Below are 22,099 nucleotides of genomic sequence, written 5' to 3'. Positions count from 1 at the left end.
TTTCCACACCAGTCCGGTCGGTCGCTCCGAATAACCGCCAGCAAGCTCGCCCGAAAGGCTGCCGATGTCCGAGAATTCGCAAGCGCCCGTCGTCGTCGGAGTGGACGGCTCCGAATCCGCCCGCCCCGCCCTGATCTGGGCGGCCGAATACGCCGCCCGGCACCATCGGCCCCTGCACCTGGTGTACGCGATCGGCATGCCGGTCAGCTTCGACCCCGGATTCGCCGGTCCGGTCGACAACGAGACGAGCATCGAGGCCGCGAAGCCGACCGTCGCCGAGGCCGCCGAGACCGCGCGCAAGGCCGCCGCCGCCATCGGCGAACTCACCGTGAAGTCCTCGGTGGTGGTGTCCGCGCCCATCCCCGAACTGCTGCGCCGGTCCGAGGAGGCGCATCTGGTCGTGGTCGGCAGCCGCGGTCTCGGCGCGATCCGCCGGGCGCTGCTCGGCTCGGTCAGCACCGCGCTGGTGCGGCACGCCGAGTCCCCGGTCGCGGTCATCCCGGAGACCGAGCCCGCGCCCGAGGGCCCGATCGTGGTCGGTGTGGACGGCTCGCCGCTGAGCAGCGCCGCCATCGCGCTGGCCTTCGAAGAGGCGGACACGCGTGGCGCGACGCTGGTCGCCGTGCACGGGTGGTCGGAGCTGTACCGCTACGTCTCCCGTGACGAGATGCAGGGTGAGGCCGAGGCGCTGGTGGCGGAGAACCTGGCCGGCTACGGCGAGCGCTACCCTGACGTCGTGGTCGAGCGTCTCGTCGAAGAGGAGCGCCCGGCCAAGCTCATGTTGAAGGCCGCGGAATCGGCGCGTCTGGTCGTGGTGGGTAGCCACGGCCGTGGCGGGTTCCCCGGCATGACCCTCGGTTCGGTGAGCCAGGCTGTGCTGCACGGAACCGACAGCCCGATCATCGTGGTGCGCCCCCGGCCGGGAGCCACCGCCTGACCCGCCACGACCCCACCGGACGGAGAATCCACCATGTGCCAGCCCACACCCTGCTCGACCTGCGGTAAGACCACCTGGGCCGGATGCGGTCAGCACATCGACGAGGTGCAGGCGAACGTGCCCGCCGAGCAGTGGTGCCCCGGGCACTCCGAGTCGCACGCGGGCTGATTCGCGTCCGGTCTCGTCGCCGGACGCCCGCCCGTCGTCGGGCCCGGCCGCGGCTGCTCGCCGCCGGGCCCGACGACGGGCGGGCGGCGCGCGATCCGGTACCGCACGCCGGATCATGGTCACGCGCAGAAGATATCGGTGTCGGACGAACAGAGGAAAACAACTTGTTCAGGTACCGGCCGCTGATCGCAGGGCGGCGGTGGTGAATTCGTCGAGCGGGTAGAACAGTTCGATGGCCAGCTCGGAGAGAGTCACGTCGGCGGGGGCGCCGAAGGTGGCCATGGTGCTGAACATCGACAGCTCGCCCATCGGTGTGCGGACGCGGATCGGTACCTGGAACGGACTCGGTTGCACCTCTTCGGGTTCCGGGTCTCCGGCCGGTGCGGGGTAGCGGGCGATCTCGTCGTGGAGCGCTTGCAGGCGGGCGTCGCCGGTCGCGTTGACCTGACGGGTCAGCCTGTCCAGGAGGAGACTTCGTACCTGGTGGGCGTTGGCGAGGCGGCCGGACAGCCCTTCGGGATGCAACACCAGCCGGTATACGTTGGGCTCCGGGGCGAGCAGATGCTCCGGGATTCCGGTCATCAGCACCCCCATCGCACGGTTGCCGGTGACCAGATTCCAGTATCGGTCGACGACGACGGCCGGGTACGGCTCGTGTGCGCTGAGCATGGTGTCCAGCGCGGCTCGCACCGATGCCAGGTTCGCGTCCTCGAGGCTGCTCTCCCGGTACCCGGGTGCGTAGCCGCCGGCCAGCAGGAACGTATTGCGTTCGCGCAGCGGCACATCCAGCGCCTCACACAATCTGATGACCATCGCACGGCTCGGCCTGGAGCGGCCCGTCTCGACATACGACACGTGCCGCGCCGAGGTATCGGCCGCCAGCGCCAGATCCAACTGGCTCAGTCGCCGCCGCTGCCGCCATTCCCGCAGCAGGCTGCCCACCTGTGGGGGCGGCGCGATCGAGGTCATCGGGGCAGCATAGCCAGGCGACATCGCGACCTCCATGACCTCCGAGGTCATTGAGACCACGATCTCCGGCTGGCACGGTCGTCTCGGGAGGTCCGATCGGTTTCGGCCCTCCGGATCGGAGACGGATATGACGACTACCCTGCCCGCGCCGGTCACCATGAGCGCCGGTACCACCTTCTTGCGCACCATGCTCCGGGTGGACGGATGGGGCACCGGCGGTTTCGGTGTGGTGCTGCTCGCGGCGGGCCCTGTGTTGCGCGACCCGCTCGGATTGCCCACGGCGTGGTCGATTCCGTTCGGCGTCGCGATGCTCGGTGGCGCGGCTGCTCTGCTGCTCATCGCCGGGTATCCGGATATCCCGCGGAACCTGGCGATCACCGTGGTGGCGGCGAATGCGCTGTCGGCCGTGGCGATGCTCGCGCTGGTGCTCGTCGGGGCCGTGCCATTGACCGGGTGGGGCACCGCGTTCATGCTGATCGGCGCCGCGGTGGTGGCGGTGTTCGCCGGCCTCGAACTCATCGGCCTGCGCCGCGCGGACCGGTGAACACCTTGGAAAACGAGGCAGCACGCGCCGTACTGCTCCAACTCGTCGAGCAGCAGGCCGCGGCCTGGGCGGCAGGTGACGGCGCGGCGTTCGCGGCCACCTTCACCGCGGATGCCGATTTCGTCTCCGTCATCGGCGAATTCATTCAGGGACGGGCACCGCTCGCCGAGGTCATGCAGGAGGGCTTCGATGGTTTCATGAAGGGCACCCGGCTCTCGCGGCCGCGCACGGTATCGGTGCGCTTCGCCGCCCCGGATGTCGCGGTGGTGGTCACCGAGGGCGTGTGTGTCCTGCGGGGAGACGCCGCCGAGTGCCGCCCCGAGGATCTGTCCGTTCAGACTCGAGTCGCTGTGCGGCACGCTGATACGTGGCTGTTCACCAGTTTCCAGAACACGCGGATCAAGCAGTTCCCGGCCGCATGACGACGGCGAGGAACGGCCGGCTGCAACCCGTTGCCGGGTCGGCGATCACCAGCCGATCCACTCGTCGATGATTCCGGCGATGCGGGCGAGCACGGCCGGATCGGTCATGCCCAGATGCGGCGCGTCGACGTCCACGTTCGCGATCTGCCCGCGCACGACCGGCGCCCAGCCCTTGTGCCCCTGCGCATCCGTCCGGCGATCCTCGGTCGCGGTGAAGTACAGCATGTCGGCGTCCACGACGCGGGGCTGCCAGTCGGATGCCGCGCGGATCGACATGTTGTAGGCGTCGGTCATGCGCTCGAGCATGGCGGCGTCCACGCCGATCCCGTCACCGAAGTGCTCGCGGATCGACGCGGCCGCCTCCTCGGCGGTGGCCTCGGCGTCCACGAAGTCGACGCCGAGGACCGGGCCGAGGTTGCTGATCAGGTCGCCGGTGGTGACGGTCCTGACCATGGACGGGTCGAATCCGTCGGCCTCGGCGTCGAGCAGCGCCAGCAGCGCGACCTGTTCGCCTGCCTCACGCATCTCGGCGGCGATCGCGTGCGCGATCTGACCGCCCAGTGACCAGCCGAGCAGGTGGTACGGACCGTGGGGCTGGACGGTCTTGATCTCGGCGTAGTAGCGGCGGGCGATCTCCTCGATGCCGGTCGGGCCGGGCAGTTCGCCGCCGAGCTGCGGCGCCTGCAGGCCGTAGATCGGCCGATCGGCGCCCAGGTACTCGTCGAGGGGGCGGTAGCACCAGGCCAGACCGGACGCCGGGTGCACGCAGAACAGCGGCGCCAGGCTGCCGCGGGTCCGGATCGGCAGCAGCACGTCGAATCCGAGCCCGTGGTCGATCGGTGCGTCGGCGCCCGAGCGCATCCCCGATTCGATGCGCCTGGCCAGGTCGGCGGGGCGGGGATCGGAGAGCATCCAGCTCACCGGCACTTCGTAGTGCAGGCCCTTCTTCAGCTCGCTCACCACCTGCACCGAGCGCAGCGAGTTCCCGCCGAGGGCGTAGAAATCGTCGTCGGCGCCGACCCGCTCCACCCCGAGGACATTCTCGAAGGCGCGGGCGACTTCGCCCTCCAGCCAGGTGGCGGGCTCGCGGAACTCCTTGGTCGTGAACTGCGGCTCCGGCAGCGCCTTGCGATCCAGCTTGCCCGAGGCGGTGAACGGCACGGTGTCGAGCACCAGCACGGTGCCGGGCACCATGTAGTCGGGCAGCTCGGTGGCAGCGTGGGCGAGCACGGCGTCGACGTCGACGGTGGCGCCGGCGGCGGGCACGAGGTAGCCGACGAGGCGGGCCGCGAGTCCTTCGCCGTACACCGCGGCGATCGCCCTGGCGACGGTGGGGTGTTCGCCGAGGACGGCTTCGACCTCGCCGAGTTCGATCCGCAAGCCGCGCAGCTTCACCTGGAAGTCGGTGCGGCCCAGGTACTCCAGCTCCCCCGTGCGCCGCCACTTGGCCAGGTCGCCGGTGCGGTACAGGCGTTTGCCCGCGGCGAAGGGGTCGGGTACGAAACGCTCGGCGGTCAGGCCGGGGCGCGACTGGTAGCCGCGCGCCGCCTGCTCGCCCGCGAGGTACAGCTCGCCCGCCACACCGGGCGGCACCGGCCGCAGCCGGGGGTCGAGCACGTACGCGCGCACGTTCCACACCGGACGGCCCATCGGGATGCTGCCCTCGTCGTCCGCCCGCACCGGGCGCGCCGTCGCGTGCAGGGTGAACTCGGTCGGACCGTAGAGATTGTGCAGGTCCGCGTCGGGCAGCACACGCCGGGCAGCGGCGACCACATCGCCGCCGAATGCCTCGCCGCCCACCAGCAACGCGCGCAGCGAATGCAGCGACTCGGCCGGGACCGCGTCGGCGAACGCCGCCAGCATCGAGGGCACGAAGGAGGTCATCGTGATCCGTTGCGCGGTGATGATTTCGGCGAGGTAGGCCGGATCGGCGTGACCATCGGACCTGGCGATCACCATCCGGGCGCCCGCCGCGAGGGTGCCGAACAGTTCCCACACCGACACGTCGAACGTCGCGGGCGTCTTGTACAGCACCGTGTCCTCGGGCGACAGGGCATAGGTTCCGATGATCCAGCTCAGCTGATTGAGCACCGCCCGGTGCGCCACGGCCACACCCTTCGGCCGCCCGGTCGAGCCGGAGGTGAAGAGCACGTAGGCGACATTGTCCGGCCGCAACGCCGCGGTCCGGTCGGCGTCGGTGAGGGGGGCGTCGTCGAACCCGGACAGATCCAGCCCGTCCAGACTCGTCAGCACCACCACCGGTTCGGCGGTCGCGAGGATGTAGTCGATGCGGTCGGCCGGATAGTCCGGATCGACCGGGACGTACCCGCCGCCCGCGGTGAGCACCGCGTACATGGCGACGACCTGGTCCAGGCTGCGGCGCATCTGCAGCGCCACCAGCGATTCCGGCCCGACCCCGCGGGCGATCAGCCAGCGGGCCAGCCGGTTCACCCGCGAGGCGAGTTCGGCGTAGGTCACCGACCGCTCGTCGAAGAGCACGGCGGTGCGGCCGGCGTGCGAGCGGGCGGCCGCAGCGAAGACCGAGACGAGGGTGGCGTCGGGATCGAGCGGGTGACCGGTGGAGTTCCACCGTGTGAGAACGGCTTCCCGCTCGTCGGTGTCGAGCAGGTCGATATCGTGCAGCGGCCGGCCGGGATCGGCGGTCAGCGCGCGCAGCAGGCGCTGCAGGCGGGCGACGATGGCGGTCACCGTGCCGGGATCGAACAGGTCGGTCGCGTAGCTGATCCCACCGTCGAGACCGGCGGGGGCGCCGGTGTCGTCGTAGGTGTCCGACACCGTGACCTGCAGGTCGAACAGCGAGGTACCGGTGTCGGCTTCGACGGCCGACACCGACAGCTCGGGCAGTTCGAAGTCCGCCGAGGCCAGGTTCTGGAAGGCCAACATCACCTGGAACAGCGGATGGTGGGCGTGCGAACGCACCGGGTTCAGTTCCTGCACCAGCCGTTCGAACGGCACATCCGCGTGCCCGAACGCCGCCAGGTCGGCGCCGCGCACGTGCTCGAGCAGCTCGGTGAACGACATGCCCGCCCGCACCCGGGTCCGCAGCACGAGGGTGTTGACGAACATGCCGATCAGGTCGTCGAGTTCGGGCTCGCCGCGGCCCGCGTAGGGCGTGCCGACCGCGACGTCGTCGGTGGCCGCCAGCCGGGCCAGCACCGCGGCCAGCGCGGTGTGGAAGACCATGAACAGCGTGGCGTTGTGCGCCCGGGCGACGCGTTGCAGATCGGCGTGCAGTGCGGCGTCGACGGTGAACGGCACGGTCGCCCCCGCATAGGACTGCACCGGCGGCCGGGGCCGGTCGGTCGGCAGTTCCAGTACCGCGGGCAGATCGGCCAGTTCCGCCTTCCAGAAATCGATCTGGGCCCGCAGCAGCGAGGCGGGATCGTCTTCGGTGCCGAGCACCGTGTGCTGCCAGATGGCGTAGTCCGCGTACTGGACCGGAAGCGGCGTCCACGCCGGGGCCTGCCCCTGCATACGGGCGGCGTAGGCCATCATCACGTCGCGAGCCAGCGGGCGCAGCGACGAGCCGTCGCCGGTGATGTGGTGCATGACCGCGGCCAGCACCCATTCGTCGCCGCCGAGATCGAACAACCGCAGCCGGAAGGGCACCTCGGAGGTCACGTCGAACACCTGTGACACGAAGGCCGAGACCGCCTCGGGGACGTCGGATTCCGCGATGGCGACGACCGGGATCGACGGCGCCGACTCCGCGGCGGGCAGCACCACCTGAGCGGGTTCCCCGCCCGCGTGCGGGTAGACGGTGCGCAGCACCTCGTGACGGCTCACCACGTCGCCGACGGCGGCCCGTAGCGCGTCCAGATCGAGGTGGCCGCGCAGGCGCATCACGATCGGGATGCTGTAGGCGGGCGAGTCCGGCTCGAAGCGGTTGAGGAACCACATCCGCTGCTGGGCGTAGGACAGCGGAATGCGCGGCGGGCGGGGCTGTTCGGTCAGCGCGACCCGGCCCACATCGGCGTGCGATTCCACGCGCGCGGCCAGCCGCGCCACGGTCGGGGCCTCGAAGATCATCTGCACCGGGACGGTCGTGTCCAGCGCGGCGCCGACCCGGGCAGCCACCCTGGTCGCGATCAGGCTGTTGCCGCCCAGTTCGAAGAAGTCGTCGTCGGCGCCCACCGCTCGGTCGATGCCGAGCACGTCGCCGAACACGGCGGCCACGATCTCTTCCACCGGCGACTCCGGCGCGCGGAACCGCCTGGCCTGCAACACCGGAGCGGGCAGGGCGCGGCGGTCGAGTTTGCCGTTGGGCGACAACGGGACCTCGTCGAGCACCATCACCGCCGCGGGCACCATGTAGGACGGCAGCACCTCGGCCAGGGCGGCGCTCAGTTCCGCGCCGGTGACCTCGGCCCCGGCGGCGGGGACGACGTAGGACACGAGCATCGTCGGTCCCGCGCCCTCGCGACGCGGCACCGTCGCGGCGAAGGAGATGTCCTCGCGCGCGTCGAGCACCGCGTCGATCTCGCCCAGTTCGACCCGGAAGCCACGAATCTTGACCTGGAAGTCGTTGCGTCCGACGAAGGCCAGGCGGCCGTCGGTGGTCCAGCGCACCATGTCACCGGTGCGGTACATGCGCTCGCCCGGTGCACCGAACGGGCACGGCACGAAGCGGGCCGCGCTGACGGCGGGCTTGTTCAGGTAGCCGCGCGCCGATGCCGGGCCGGCCAGGTACAGCTCACCGGCCACGCCGGCGGGCACGGGCCGCAGCCGTCCGTCGAGCACGAGCGCCCGGATGCCCGGCAGCGGAATGCCGATGGTGGGCCGGTCGCCCGGCCGCACCCGGCGCGCGGCCGTGGCGATGATGGTGGCCTCGGTGGGCCCGTATAGCACCCGGAACTCGCGCCTGCGGGCCCGGTCGGTGCCCGCCCAGCGCCGCACCAGATCCTCGGGGACCTGCTCGCCGCCGGACATGACCAACCGCAGATCGTCCAAGCCGTCCGGGTCGACCGAGGCCAGGGCGGCCGGAGTCACGAACGCGTGGGTGACGCGCCGGGTGCGCAACAGGTCGGCCAGTTCGCCACCGCCGTAGGTCCCGGTCGGGGCGATCACCAGGGTGGCCGAGGCACTGACCGCGGTCAGGATCTCGAGCAGCGACGCGTCGAAGGACGGGGAGGCGAAATGCAGGACACGGGCGGCGGGGGTGAGCTCGGTGTCCGCGCGTTGGCCCGCGTGGAAGTCGGCGATGCCGGTATGGCTGACGGCCACGCCCTTGGGCACACCGGTGGAACCGGAGGTGAAAACCACGTAGGCCACGTTCTCCGCACGCAGCGGGCGCGTCCGCTCGTCGTCGGCGATCGGCGCGGCCGACACCGCCTCGAGCCGGGCGAGGACGCCGGGCTCGTCGACGACGATCCAGTCCGCCGCACCGGGCAGCTCGGCACGGGCGCCGGTCACCGTGATCCCCAGGGCGGCGCCGGATTCGGTGACCATCTGCTCGATGCGGGCGGCCGGGTAGGCGGGGTCGACCGGGACGTAGACCGCGCCGGACTTCACCACCGCCCACCAGGCGACGACCGATTCCACCGACCGCGCCATCGCGACCAGCACCGGGATCTCCGGCCCCGCGCCCTCGGCGATCAGCAGCCGGGCCAGCCGGTTGGAGCGTTCGTCGAGTTCGGCATAGGTCAGGTCGATGTCACCGGCGATAATCGCTGTGCCGCTGCGGTTCTGGCGAACGGCTGCCGCGAACAGCTCGGGCAGCGTGGCGGGCGAGTCCGTCTCGGGACGTTCGCCGACGCGCGCGACCAGGTCGTCGTATTCGCCTTCGGCCAGCCACTCGATGTCGCCGACCGGTGCGGCGGGGTCGGCGGCGATCCCGGTCAGCAGACGAGTCAGCCGGTCGGCGAAGCCCGCCACCGTGTCCTCGTCGAAAAGGTCGCGGGCGAACATCATCTGGCCCGAGACGCCCTGGGCGTCCCCGGATTCGCCGTACTCGTCGGAGAGCACCAGTTGCAGGTCGAACTGGCTGACGCCGGTGTCCACATCGGCGCGCGAGACGACGACCTCCGGCAGCGCGACCTCCACGTTCGACAGATTCTGGAACGCCAGCGCCACCTGGAACAGCGGATGGTGCGAGCCCGAGCGGTCGGGATTGAGTTCCTCCACGACGCGCTCGAACGGCACGTCGGCGTGTTCGAAGGCACGCAGATCGGTGTCCCTGGTGCGGTGCAGCAGGCCGGTGAACGGCTCCCCCGCCTCGACCGGGGTCCGCAGCACCAGCGTGTTGACGAACATGCCGACCAGATCGTCGAGTCCCTGCTCGCCGCGACCGGCGATCGGGGTGCCGATCACCACGTCGTCGGTGTCGCTCAACCGCCCGAGCAGGACGGCCAGGGCCGCGTGCACGACCATGAACAGCGACGCGCCCTGCTCATGCGCCAGCTCCAGCAGCTTGCGGTGGACCTCCGGTGCGATCCGGAACGGCACCCGGCCACCCGCCAGCGAGGACGTCGCGGGCCTGGGCCGGTCCGTGGGCAGGTGCAGCTGGTCCGGGGCGCCCTCCAGGGTCGAGCGCCAGAACTCCAGCTGCTCGGCCAGCAGCGACTCGGGATCGTCGGCCGAGCCGAGCACCTGCCGCTGCCACAGCGCGTAGTCCGCGTACTGGACCGGCAGCGGCTCCCACACCGGGGCGTGACCCGCGGCCCGCGCGGTGTAGGCGACCATCACGTCGCGGGCCAGCGGTCCCATCGACTGGCCGTCTCCCGCGATGTGGTGCACGACCATGACCAGCAGGTACTCCCCTTCCCCCGCGGCGCGGCCACGACCTGCGACCTCGAAGAGGCCGACGCGCATGGGCACTCGCGTGGTCACGTCGAAACCCGCGCGCATGAACTCGCCGACGGCGGCGGCGACCGCCTCCTCCCGCGCGGGCGGAACCCGGGTCAGGACCGGTTCCGGATCGTCGAGTATCAGCTGGTGGGGTTCGCCCGCGGTCTCCGGGTAGATGGTGCGCAGCACCTCGTGCCGGTCGACCACGTCGCGTAGCGCCGCCTCGAGCGCGGCGATGTTCAGCCGGCCCGACAGCCGCAGCACGACCGGGATGTTGTAGGCCGCCGAGTCGGGCTCGAAGCGGTTGAGGAACCACATCCGCTGCTGGGCCAGCGACAACGGCACGACCTCCGGGCGGACACCCGCGGTGAGCGCCACCCGGCCACGACCGCCGAAGGTGCGCGCGAGCTCGGCCAGCGCGCCGACGGTGGGCGCCTCGAACACCGCGCGTACGGGCACCCGAGCGTCCAGCGCCGCGCCGATTCGCGCCGCCACCAGCGAGGCGCTCAGCGAATCGCCGCCGAGGGCGAAGAAGTCGTCGTCCACGCCGACCCGTTTCACCTCGAGCACATCCGCGAAGGCGGCGGCGACCACGCCCTCCAGCCACGAACTCGGCGCGCGGAACTCGCGCGCGGCGAACTCGGGCTCGGGCAGCCGATCGCGATCGAGCTTGCCGGTGGCGGTCATCGGCACCTCGTCGAGCACGATCACCGCGTGCGGCACCATATAGGCGGGCAGCGTCCTGGTCAGCGCCTCGCGCAACTCGTCGCCGGACACACTGGTCCCCTCGACCGCCACCACGTAGGACACCAGCAACACCGGACGCCCCTTGCCCGAGCGCGGCACCGTGACCACCCAGGCGACCTCCGGCCGCGCGCCCAGGGCCGCGTCGATCTCGCCCAGCTCGATCCGAGTACCGCGGACCTTCACCTGGAAGTCGTTGCGGCCGAGGAACTCCAGCTCGCCCGACGCGGTGCGGCGCACCATATCGCCGGTGCGGTACATCCGGCGTCCCGGTTCGCCGAACGGACAGGCCACGAAGCGGGCCGCGCTCATCCCGGGTTTACCGATATACCCGTCGGCCAGCCCGACGCCGAACAGATACAGTTCACCGGCGACACCGTCGGGCACCGGGCGCAGCCAGGTGTCGAGCACCGTTGTCGCGACCGGGCCGACCGGGCGGCCGATGGTGATCGGCAGGCCGGGGTGCAGCGGCCCGCTCGCGGTCGCCCAGATAGTCGACTCGCTGGGGCCGTAGAGGTTGATCATGGTGCGGTTCGGCGCCCACCGCTCGACCAGTTCCGGGCCGACCGGCTCGCCGGCCGTCGCCAGCACCCGCAGCTCGTCCATGCCCGCCGTCCCGTCGTCGGGCACCGTGGCCAGGGCGGACGGGGTGAGCACCGCGTGCGAGACGTGTTCGCGGCGCATCAGTCGCGCCAGTTCGGGGCCGCCGTAGACGTCCGCGGGCGAGATCACCAGCCTGCCGCCGGAGCCGTGGGCCATCAGCAGTTCGAACACCGAGGCGTCGAAGCTCGGCGAAGCGACCTGCAGCACCGCCGAATCCGGTCCGACGCCGAGGTAGCGACGCTGGGCGGCCACCAGATCGGCCAGACCACGATGACCGACCAGCACGCCCTTCGGGATACCCGTGGAGCCGGAGGTGTAGATCAGATACGCGATGGCCTCGATCGGGACGGGGCCGCCGCGTTCGGCATCGGTGATCGGGCCGGAGGGCATCGCCTCGATCGCCCGCAGGGTCCGCTCGTCGTCGACGAGCAGCCAGTCGATGGCCGTGGGCAGCCGATCGGCCGAGGCGGTGTCGCTCACGCCCGCCCGCGCGCCGGAGTCGGTGACCAGGAACCTGATGCGGTCGGCGGGCAGTCCGGGGTCGACGGACAGGAAGGTCGCGCCGGTCTTGGCGACCGCCCACAGCGTGAGCGTGGCCGCCGTCGATCGCGGAAGCGCGCAGGCGACAACGGTTCCCGGCCGGACACCGCGGCCGAGCAGGACCCGGGCGAGCCGGTCGGATCGTTCGTCCAGCTGCCGGTAGGTCATGACCTGCCCGACCTGCTCGTCACCGGTCGCCGCCTGCTCGTCGCCGGTCGCCGGTCGCTCACCGTAGACGACCGCGGGGGCGTCGGGCGCCGACGACGCGGAGGCAGCGAGGAGTGCGGGCAGCGTGCGCGGTGTGATCCGCTCGGCGTCGAGTTCGGGCCAGGTCACGCCCGGCTCCTCGGTGATCGGCAGATCACCGAGCCGGTCGTCCGGGGTGTCGGCGATCCTGCGCAGCAGTTCGACGAAGCGCTCCAGGATCAGGCGCGCCTGGGCGGTGTCGAAGTCGTGTTCGAGAAAGCGCAGGGTCGTGTGCAGTGCCGGGGTGCCGTCCTCGGCGTAGGTCGGCGTGATGACCAAGCTCAGCGGGAACGGCGTGGCGTCCACGCCGGTGATCTCCTCGACGCGCAGCCCCGCCGAGTCGACGAGTTGCTGCAGCGCGGGGCGATCGACCGGGAAGGACTGGAAGGCGATCGCGGTGTCGAACAGCTCGGACACTCCGGCGCTGCGCAGGATGTCGGGCAGGCCGATGAAGTGGTGATCCAGCATGCGGGCCTGCGTGGCCTGGATGTCGGTCAGCAGTTCCCGCAGCGAGGCGGTCGGCTCGAGCCGGACACGCATCGGGATGGTGTTGAGATACATGCCGAGCGCCTGGTCGACCATCGGCAGTTCCGGTGGCCTGCCGGAGACCGCGGAGCCGAAGATCACTTCGGTGTCCCCGGTCAGCACCCGCAGGTTCAGGGCCCAGGCCGCGGCGATGGCCACGTTGACCGTGACAGCGGCCTCGGCGGCAACCCGGCGCAGGCGTTCGTAGTGGCTCGCGCTCAGTTCGGCCTCGACCTCGGCCGCCGCGGCGGCGGCGGGCCGACCGGTCGCGCGGGCGACTCGGGTCGGCGAATCCACCTGCGCGAACTCGTGGGCCCACGCGACCTCGGCGGCGGCCCGGTCCCGGCCGGTGAGCCAGACCAGGTAGTCGCGGTAGGAGGGGGCGGAACCGGCCACGCCGATCAGGGCGGGCGAGCCGTAGTACTCGAGCAGTTCGCCCAGCAGCAGCGGCATCGACCAGCCGTCCAGGATCACATGGTGATTGGTGATGAGCAGCCGCCACTGCCCCGCGCCGACGCGGATCACCGTGAAGCGGATCAACGGCGGCCGGGACAGATCGAAACCTTCGGCCGCGTCGGCCGCCGCCAGCGCCTCGGCCTCGGCGTGCACCGCCGCGTCTGTGCCATCGAGGCGGACCTCGCGGAAGGCGACCTCCGCGTGCGCGAGCACGATCTGGCACGGGCCGGAGGCGGTCTCGGCGTAGGCGGCGCGCAGGATGTCGTGCCGGTCGACGAGTGCCTGCGCGGCGCGGCGCAATCGGCCGGGATCGATGTCGCCGGCGAAGGCGATGACCGTCTGCACGGTGTAGGTGTCGCCCGCGTCCGGGTCGTACACGGAGTGGAAATGGATGCCGGACTGCATGGGCGAGAGCGGCCACACGTCGGCCACCGCGCCGTAGCGGTGCTCGAGACGGGCGATATCGGTCTCGGTCAGCGGCACCAGCGGGAAGTCCGCGGGACGCGCGTGTCCGTCGCGCCGTGGTCCGGACGGACGGGCCTGCGGCTCGACGGCCGGGGAATCCGACGCGATCCGAGCCTTCGCCGCCAAGCCCGCGACCGTCTTCGCGTCGAACACGTCGTGCGGCGTGATGATCAGTCCGGCGGCCTTGGCCAGGGCCACCAGGCGCATGGAGACGATGCTGTCGCCGCCGAGGGTGAAGAAGTTGCTCTCGGCGCTCACGCTGTCGCGGTCGAGTTGCAGGACCTCGGCGAACAGCCGGGCCATGATCTGCTCGGCGGGGGTGGCGGGCGCGCGGCCCGGCGTCATGTCGACCTGGAAGTCACGCTGCCGCAGCACATTGCGGGCGATCTTGCCCGAGGTGGACAGCGGCATGGAGTCCAGCGCCACGATGGCGGCCGGGTTCATGTAGTGCGGCAGCGCGGCCGCGAGATCGTCGTGCAGGGCCCGGATATCCAGTGCCGCACCGGGAACCGGAACGACATAGGACACCAGGACGGGCTCGCCCGCCGGTCCTGGGCGCACGATGGTCGCGGCGCTCGCGACGCATTCATGGCGGGTCAGGTGCGCGTCGATCTCCTCCGGCTCGATCCGCAGGCCGTGGATCTTGACCTGTTGGTCGTTGCGGCCGAGGTATTCCAGCTCCGGTCCGGCGGGACCGCGCACCCAGCGCACCGCGTCACCGGTGCGGTACAGGCGTGCGCCGTCGCCCGTGGCGGGGTCGGCAACGAATCGGGAGGCGGTCTGGCCGGGGCGACCGAAGTAGCCGCGCGCCAGCCCTGGCCCGCCGAGGTAGAGCTCACCGGTCACGCCGACCGGGACCGGGCGCAGCCAGTGGTCGAGCACGGCCACCGACACCCCGGGGATCGGGGCGCCGATGGTCACCGGCTCTCCCGGCCGCAGCGCGTCCGAGCCGGTGGCCCAGATGGTGGCCTCGGTCGGGCCGTAGTGGTTCATCAACCGGCGGCCGGGCGCCCAGCGGTCGACCGTGTCCGAGCCGGTGGCTTCGCCGACGACGGCGATTGTTGTGAGATCGGGTACCCGCGCCGGGTCGAGGGTGTTCAGCACCGACGGGGTGATGATGGCGTGCGAGACGCGCTGCTCGATCAGCAGAACCTCGAGGTCGGGGCCCGCGTAGGCCTCCGGCGGTGCCACCACCAGGCAGGCGCCCACGCTGTGCGCGAGCAGCAGCTCCGAGACGCAGGCGTCGAACCCCGGTGAGGCCACGTTCAATACCGTCGCCTCCCGGTTCACCGCGAAGGACTCGGCCTGCGCGGCGACCAGACCGGCCAGGCCGCGATGCGTCACCTGCACGGCCTTCGGCTTGCCGGTCGAACCGGAGGTGTAGATCACATAGGCCGTGTGGTCGGTACGGAGATCGGGTGCGCGCGACTCGGGCGCCGCATCCGCTTCGACCGCATCCGTTTCGATGCCGTCGTCGAGGACGACCCATTCGACCGTGTCCAGGAGTCCGCGCGCCGTCGTCGTGAGCGTGATGCCCAGCGAACTGCGGGAGTCCTTCAGTAGTCCGTCGATGCGTTCGGCCGGGTGGGTGGGGTCGATCGGGACGAAGGCCGCACCGGTCTCGGCCACCGCCCACATCGCGATGATCAGCTCGGGCGAACGCGGAAGGGCGAGGGCGACGAACGATTCCGGGCGTGCGCCGCGCGCCGCCAGCACCCCGGCCAGGCGGGACGCGCGCTGATCGAGTTCGCGGTAGGTCAGCGAGGTCTCGCCGAAGCGGACGGCCTCGTCGTCGGGGTGGGCGCGCACGCTGTCGGCGAGGATGTCGCGCAGGGTGCGTTCGGTGACCTGCGGCTCGGCCCCCACCGAAAGCAGCGCCGCGCGTTCGCCGTCCCAGCAGGTGCGCAGTTCGGCGACCTTGGCGGCGGGATCGGTGACCAGCTGGGTCAGGATCAGCTCGAAGCGTTCCAGCAGCGTGCGGGCCTCGTCGACATCGAACCGATCGATGGAGAAGCGCAGCGTCACCGTGTGGCTGTCGGGCTCGCCGAGCGCCTCGGCGCCCGCGCGCATCGGCCGCGGCGGGGTGACCTGCAGGCTCAGTGGATACGGTGTCGCGTCGTGGGCGTCGACGTCGACCAGGCGCAGCCCCGCGCCGCTGAGATCCCCGGCCAGTTCCCGTTGATCGAGCGGATAGGACTCGAGCACCGTCACCGTGTCGAACATGTCGGCGACACCGGTTTCGCGCTGGAGTTCGGCCAGACCGACATGGCGGTGGTCGAGCATGGCGGCCTGCTCGGACTGCACACGGGTCAGCAGGTCGCCGATCGTCTCGCCGGGATCAAGGCGGACCCGCACCGGCAGGGTGTTGATGAACAGGCCGACCATGCGCTCCACCCCGGCCAGCTGCGGCGGGCGATGGGAGACCGTGTTGCCGAACACCACATCCGAGCGACCGGTCAGCACGGTGAGCAGCAGAGCCCAGGCGGTCTGGATCGCGGTGTTCGCCGTGACGCCGTGGGAACGGCCGAGCGCGAGCACCGCTGCGCTGGTGGCGGGATCCAGGCGCAGCCCCACGTCGCCGTTGTGCGCGGTGACGACGCGATCCGTGCGGCCGGTGACCCGGGTCGGGCTCTCGATGCCGTCGAGCATCCGGCGCCACGCCGCCGTCGCGGCGGCGTCGTCCTGCGCCGACAGCCACTGGAGATAGTCCCGGTAGGAGCGGGCGGGTCCGAGTTCGGCCGGATCGCCGCCGGTGCGGTAGGCAGTCAGCAACTCGTGGATCAGCAGCGGCATGGACCAGCCGTCGAGCACGATGTGATGGTTGGTCACCAGCAGCTGGTATTCCTCGGAGCCGGTGCGCACCAGATGGAACCGCAGCAGCGGCGGGTGCGCGGGATCGAACGGCGCGGCCGCCACAGCGGCCAGCCTGCGCAGCTCCGCTTCGCGAGCACGGGGGTCGTCGATGCCGGTGATGTCGTAGGAGCTCCAGTCCACCTCGACATCGCGCAACACGATCTGGCGTGGTCCCGAGGGACTTTCGACGAAAGCGGCGCGCAGGCTGTCGTGCCGGTCGACGACCAGTTGCGCCGCGCGACGCATCCGATCGGTGTCCACCTCGCCCGCGAAGCTCAGCGCGGCCTGCACGGTGTAGCCGTCCGCGCCGTCGACGTCGTAGACGGCGTGGAACAGCAGCCCGGACTGCAGGGCCGTCAGCGGCCACACATCGGTCATCGACGGGTACTCGCGCTGCCACGCGTCGATGTCCTCGGCGGTCACCTCGACCAGCGCGAAGTCCGACGGGGTGTAACCGCCCGCGGATTCCGAACGCACATGCCGGGCCAGCGCGCGCAGGGCCTGCACCCACAGGTCCGCGAGTTCCTCGACTTCGGCGGCGCTCAGGATCTGCGCGGCGAACTCCCAGGTCGCCTCGAGTTCGAGACCGTCGGGGCCGTCTTCGGCGATCGCGTTCACGTCCACCACGGCGGGCAAGGCCATCCGTGGGTCGGTGGTCGAGGTCAACGCGTCGAACTCCGGAGTGGGTGCCCACGCCCCCGACCGGTCGCGGACACCCACCCGGCCCAGATAGTTGAAACTGATCTGGGGTTCCGGTGCCCCCGCGAGTTCGGCGGCTCCCCGGGGATCGAGCCTGCGCACCATGCCGAATCCGATGCCGTTGTCCGGCACCGCGCGCAGCTGTTCCTTCACCCGCTTGATGGCCAGCCCCGCCGCCGGGCCACCGGCGAACGCCTCGTCGAGATCGATCCCGCGCAGGTCGAGGCGGATCGGGAAGCGCGTGGTGAACCAACCCACCGTCGCGCCGAGGTCGGCGCCGGGCACGGCCTGTTCCTCACGACCGTGGCCTTCCAGCGAGATCAGCTCACCGGCCACCGCCGTGCCGCGTTCTCGCCGCCACTCGCTCAGTGCCAGCACCAGCGCCGTCAGCAGCGGATCGTTGGCGCCGCCGTGGTACCGGGCCGCGACGGTGGTCAGCACCGCCTCTGTGACGTCGGCCGGCACCCGGGTACGCACCGTGCCCGCGGTGGCCCCGACGTCGCGGCGCGGATCGAGCCGACGCGAACCGAGCAGCCGATCACCCGGCGCCAGCACGTCCTTCCACCACTCGAGCTCGGCCGCGCGCCGGCGCGGGGCCTGCTCGACCAGACCGTGCAGCCAGCGGCGCATCGACGTGGCGGGTGCGCCCACCAGCGGTTCACCGCCTTCCTCGACCTGGCACCAGGCGTGTCCGAGATCGGCGAGCAGGTTCCGCCACGACACCGCGTCGACGGCCAGATGGTGGACCACCAGCCACAGCAGGTCGGGTCCGTGCTCGTGGTCGGCCGAGGACCTGGCCGAGGTCGACTCCGTGCTGCGGAGCCGGACCGCCTGCACCAGCACGCCACGGGCGGGATCGAGCCGATCGGCCGCGGCCTGCAGGTGCGCGTCCACCTCGGCGGCGTCGCGGCGCTCGAGCCGGACGTCGGTCAGAAGAGTCTCGGCGGCAACCGATCCCGGCTCGAGCACATCGACGAACCGGTCCACCGACTTCGCGCCGCGCAGCACCGCGCGCAGCATGTCGTGGTGATCCAGCACCGCCTGCAATGCCCGCACCAGATCGCCGCGCCGCACCCCGTCGGGCAGCGTCACCAGCGCGGCCTGGGCGAAGCGGTCGAAATGACCGCGCTCGAGCATCGCGTGCATGATCGGCGACAACGGCATCGCCCCGACACCGCCGCCGGGCAGTTCGGGCAGCCCTGGGCCGCTGCCGGACTCGGTGGCGGTCGCGGCCAGCGCGGCCACGGTCTTCTGGTCGAACACGTCCTGAGTGGAGAAGTTCACGCCCACGGCCTTGGCCCGCGCCACCAACTGGATCGACAGGATGCTGTCACCGCCGAGAGCGAAGAAGCTGTCGTCGGCGCTGACCTGGCGCGCACCGAGCACCTCGCAGAACAGCCCCGCGATCAGATTCTCCTTCGGCGTGGCCGGGGGGCGGCCCGCCGGGGCGCTGCTGAACTCGGGTTCGGGCAACGCGGCGCGATCCACCTTGCCGAAGGCGTTGGTCGGCATGCTCTCCATGGGCATGATCACCGCCGGGACCATGTGCGGCGGAAGGGATTCGCGCGCGTACCGCTGGAGCTCGACCACATCGAGCTGCCGGTCGCGCACCGGCACCACATAGGACACCAGCACGGTGACGTCCGCCTGATTGTGCGCGGGGACCGTGACCGACATGTCGACGTCCTCGTGCCCGGTCAACGCGGCGTCGATCTCGCTCGGCTCGATCCGGTAGCCGCGGATCTTGACCTGGAAATCGCTGCGTCCCATCAGTTCCAGCGCCAGGTCCGCCCCTTCGCCGACCCAGCGCGCGAGATCGCCGGTGCGATACATCCGCTCCCCCGGCGCGCCGTAGGGGTCGGCGACGAACCTGGCCGCCGACTCGGCGAGCAAGTGGCTGTACCCGCGGGCCATCCCCGGACCCGCGAGGTACAACTCACCCGCCGTGCCTTTCGGCACGGGCTGCAGGGTCCGTCCCAGCACCATGGCCGCCACCCCGCGGATCGGACCACCGACGGTGAGGCCACGGTCCGGGCGGATGTGCGCACCCACCGCGGTCACCGTGGTCTCCGTCGGTCCGTATTCGTTGAACATCGTCACCGCGCGCGACCACCGGTCCACCACGTGCGGCGGGCACACGTCGCCCCCGACCACGACGACGCGCAGTGCGGTCAGTGGTTCCGGATCCACCGTCGCCAGCATCGCCGGCGTCAGGGTCAGATGAGTCACCTTCGTCGCGGCGAGCAGGCCGGTGAGTGCCTCCCCGCCGATCACCTCCGGCGGCACGACCACCAGCGCCGCCCCATTGGCGAAGCAGGTGAGGAACTGTTCCATCGACGCGTCGAAGCTCGGCGAAAGTGCGTAGGAGATGCGCGAATTCGGCTCGATTCGGTAGGTCTCGGTGCGGTCGGCGATGAGGTTCGCCAGACCGGCGTGACTGAGGTACACGCCCTTCGGGACACCCGTGGAGCCCGAGGTGTAGGTCAGGTAGGCGAGGTTCGCCGGGCGCAGCGGACGGACGCGCTCGGCGTCGGTGACCGGCTCGCCCGAGAGGGTCACGCAGGCACGCGATGTCGCCGGATCGTCGAGCACCACCGCCCGTACCCGCTCCGGCAGCCGGGGCAGGTATTCCTCGAGGGTGAAGGCCACCCGCGCACCGCTGTCGGTCATCATGTGCTCGATCCGCTTCGGCGGATACTCCGGGTCCACGTGCACGATGGCGGCGCCGCACTTGGCGATGGCCCACGCCGCGGTGATCGACTCCATCGATCGCCGGATCAGGATCGCCACCGCGTCGTCCGGGCCGCAGCCCAGCGCGATCAGGTGCCGGGCCAGCCGGGACGAGCGCGCGTCGAGTTCGGCGTAGGTGACCGCGTGGCCCGCGGAGACGATCGCGGTGGCCGACGGGTCGCGGCGCGCACCCTCGGTCAGGATGTCGGGCAACAGCCGGGGTTCGACGCCCTCGCGTCCGCGCACCGGAAGCAGTTCGGCCCGCTCCTGGTCTTCGAGCAGCGGCAGCCGGCCGACCTGGTATTCGGTCCCGCCCGCGAGGAACTCGTGCAGGAACATCAGGAACCGGTGATGGTGAGCGGCCAGGTCCTCGGCGCTGTAGACCTCCGGGTTGCCCTGGAAGTCGATGTGGGTGTTCTCCCGGCCCGCGCCGGGATAGAGATTGATGAACAGATCGGCGGTCGGACCCGATGTCAGCACGTTCAGGCGGGCGGTCGTCTTGCCGAAGACCACCTCGTTCTCGATCATCATGAGGTTCACGGCCGGGCCGAAGGACGCCGCCTCGTCACGGGCGATGCCCATATCGTGGAAGATGTCCTCCTGGCGGTAGCGCTGCCTGCGCAGGGCGCTGGTCAGTTCGCTCTGGGTGGTATCGATCAGTTCGCCGACAGTGCGCGGGGTGACCCGCAGCCGCAACGGCACCACATTGGCGACCATGCCGCCGGAGCGGCGCAGCACCGCCGAATGCCTACCCGACACCGGCAAACTCAGCAAAACCTCGTCACTGCCGGTCATCCGGCCCAGGTAGGCCGCGAAGGCCGCGACCACCACCGGGGTCACACTGCCGCCGCGGGCGAGCACCACCTCGTCCACCAGGCGCGCTGTCTGTTCCGGCAACGCCCGGCTGATCAGTACCGGATGGATCGTCGGCTTGCCCACTCGACCGGCCAGACTCACCACCGGTGGCGCACCGGCCAGATGTTCGGTCCAGTACCGGCGGTCGTTGGCGAAGCGCTCCGATTCCCGGTACGCCAGATCCTGCGCGGTGATCTCGCGCAGATCCTGGGCCGTCGCGGGCGGTGCGTCCTCGCCGCGCACCCATGCGTTGTAGAGCTGGGTGATCCGGCGCAGCATGGTGACCGCCGCGTAGCCGTCCAGCGCGATGTGGTGGGCGCGCTGGTACCACAGATAGTGGTCGGCGCCGACCTGATAGATGACGCTGGTCATCAGGCGGTCGTTGCGCAGGTCCAGCGGGGACGAATAGTCCTGCACCATCAGGCGATGCGCGGTCGCGACCGGGTCGGCGTGCCCGCGCAGATCCACCTCGGTCACCGGCGAGTCGAAATCGTAGTCGACCCACTGCAGCGGCTCCCCGTCGATCTCGACCAACCGCAGGTGCCCGGACCCGAACTCGCGGCCGGCGATGCGGCAGGCCTCGATGAGCAACTCCGGGAACAGCTCGCCGGTGATCTCGACGTACTGCGCCACCGAGATCGGCGACGACCCGGTGAGGTGCTGAGCGAACCAGATCCCGCGTTGCGCGGCGGTCAGCCGGAACGGCTCGGGCTCGGTCGATGCCGCTGTCTCCGCACCGGCGAATTCCGCACCCGAATTGTTACCCACCCCTGGATCGTTATCCTCTGCGAGGCGATTCGACGTTCCGAATGCCGAGGAGACGGACCGCTTCCGATTACCGCCGGGATTGCGCTCGAGCTGGCTCACTGGACCTCCCGTTGATTTCGTTGTCCGAAAGCAGTGGGTTCCTCCCGACCGACTGCTCCCGAAAGTCCGGCCACCGTTCGCCAGGAATGCGCCCCGGAAATACGGGGATGTAGGTGCCGAATAGCTGTCGAACCAAGCTTTCAGGGCTGCTGCATGGTTGCGGACACCATCGTCCGGCGACCGCGGTGAATGCGGCTCGAATTACGTTGATGTCATTTTCCGGCGCTCGATCACCACCGCGGGCGCGACCCCCGTCGCTCGGCTCGGCCCGATCGCAGGCGCGAGCTGTCACGGAATATCACCGCAGGTGTGGTTCCCGGTGAAAGCCGCGGTCAGCGTGACGGCTACGGCCCGGAAAGGAGTCGCCCGCCGGACATCGTGCGCACAGGCCCCCGGCATGGGGAGGACCAGGGTCGGGCGCGACGTGCTCGAATCGGACGTCGTTGGAGTTCATCGGTGGCACCGATCGCCTTCTGGACGTTGCGTGACTGGGTATCGGTCGGTTCCGCACCAGCCCGGCGACGACGCTGTCGCCGAACGTGTGCTGTGGATTCGCTCCGCAACCCCGACTATTGGGAGGATCCGTTTGGTGCCGGTCTACGGTAAGTCACTACGGACCGGCTGCCGCCGAGTCGTGTTCTGTTCTCGACGACTGGTTGGAATCGCCAT

Annotated in this window: 6 protein-coding genes; 4 read left to right on the top strand and 2 right to left on the bottom strand. The window is 70.8% G+C overall.

Features of this window, described 5'->3' with window-relative positions:
• The first annotated feature begins 64 nt into the window (after positions 1-64).
• Together NS3_RS06690 and NS3_RS30305 are read left to right on the top strand one after the other, a co-directional pair.
• Complete coding sequence (locus tag NS3_RS06690; RefSeq protein ID WP_067855200.1) at positions 65-937, top strand: universal stress protein; 873 nt, start codon at positions 65-67, stop codon at positions 935-937.
• A gap of 33 nt (positions 938-970) precedes the next feature.
• Complete coding sequence (locus NS3_RS30305; protein WP_281205011.1) at positions 971-1,105, top strand: DUF8730 family Cys-rich protein; 135 nt, start codon at positions 971-973, stop codon at positions 1,103-1,105.
• A 168-nt stretch (positions 1,106-1,273) separates the two neighbouring features.
• Here NS3_RS30305 and NS3_RS06685 read toward each other — a convergent pair whose 3' ends face one another.
• Entirely contained in the window at positions 1,274-2,074 is an 801-nt protein-coding gene (locus NS3_RS06685) for a helix-turn-helix domain-containing protein (protein WP_067855444.1), read from the bottom strand.
• 127 nt (positions 2,075-2,201) lie between these two features.
• Between NS3_RS06685 and NS3_RS06680 the strand changes: the two genes are divergently transcribed.
• Together NS3_RS06680 and NS3_RS06675 are read left to right on the top strand one after the other, a co-directional pair.
• Complete coding sequence (locus NS3_RS06680; RefSeq protein WP_067855196.1) at positions 2,202-2,618, top strand: hypothetical protein; 417 nt, start codon at positions 2,202-2,204, stop codon at positions 2,616-2,618.
• A complete protein-coding gene (locus NS3_RS06675) occupies positions 2,615-3,040 on the top strand; it encodes an SgcJ/EcaC family oxidoreductase (RefSeq protein WP_245649488.1) in 426 nt (141 codons plus the stop codon). Before NS3_RS06680 ends, NS3_RS06675 begins: the two co-directional genes overlap by 4 nt.
• Positions 3,041-3,085: 45 nt before the next feature.
• On the opposite strand, the gene NS3_RS06670 is transcribed toward NS3_RS06675, so the two are convergent.
• On the bottom strand, positions 3,086-21,331 hold the full coding sequence (locus tag NS3_RS06670) for a non-ribosomal peptide synthetase (RefSeq protein WP_084495105.1): 18,246 nt from the start codon (positions 21,329-21,331) through the stop codon (positions 3,086-3,088).
• Positions 21,332-22,099 lie beyond the last annotated feature (768 nt).

Source organism: Nocardia shimofusensis NBRC 100134 (genome assembly GCF_001613125.1).
GTDB lineage: Bacteria > Actinomycetota > Actinomycetes > Mycobacteriales > Mycobacteriaceae > Nocardia > Nocardia shimofusensis.
The sequence above is the reverse complement of the archived record's forward strand: the minus strand, read 5'-3'. Positions and strand labels throughout refer to the sequence as shown.

Bases quoted from the DNA above. Each gene is read 5' to 3' on its own strand.
- NS3_RS06690 (WP_067855200.1), top strand. From the start codon at position 65: ATGTCCGAGAATTCGCAAGCGCCCGTCGTCGTCGGAGTGGACGGCTCC.
- NS3_RS30305 (WP_281205011.1), top strand. From the start codon at position 971: ATGTGCCAGCCCACACCCTGCTCGACCTGCGGTAAGACCACCTGGGCC.
- NS3_RS06685 (WP_067855444.1), bottom strand. From the start codon at position 2,074: ATGACCTCGATCGCGCCGCCCCCACAGGTGGGCAGCCTGCTGCGGGAA.
- NS3_RS06680 (WP_067855196.1), top strand. From the start codon at position 2,202: ATGACGACTACCCTGCCCGCGCCGGTCACCATGAGCGCCGGTACCACC.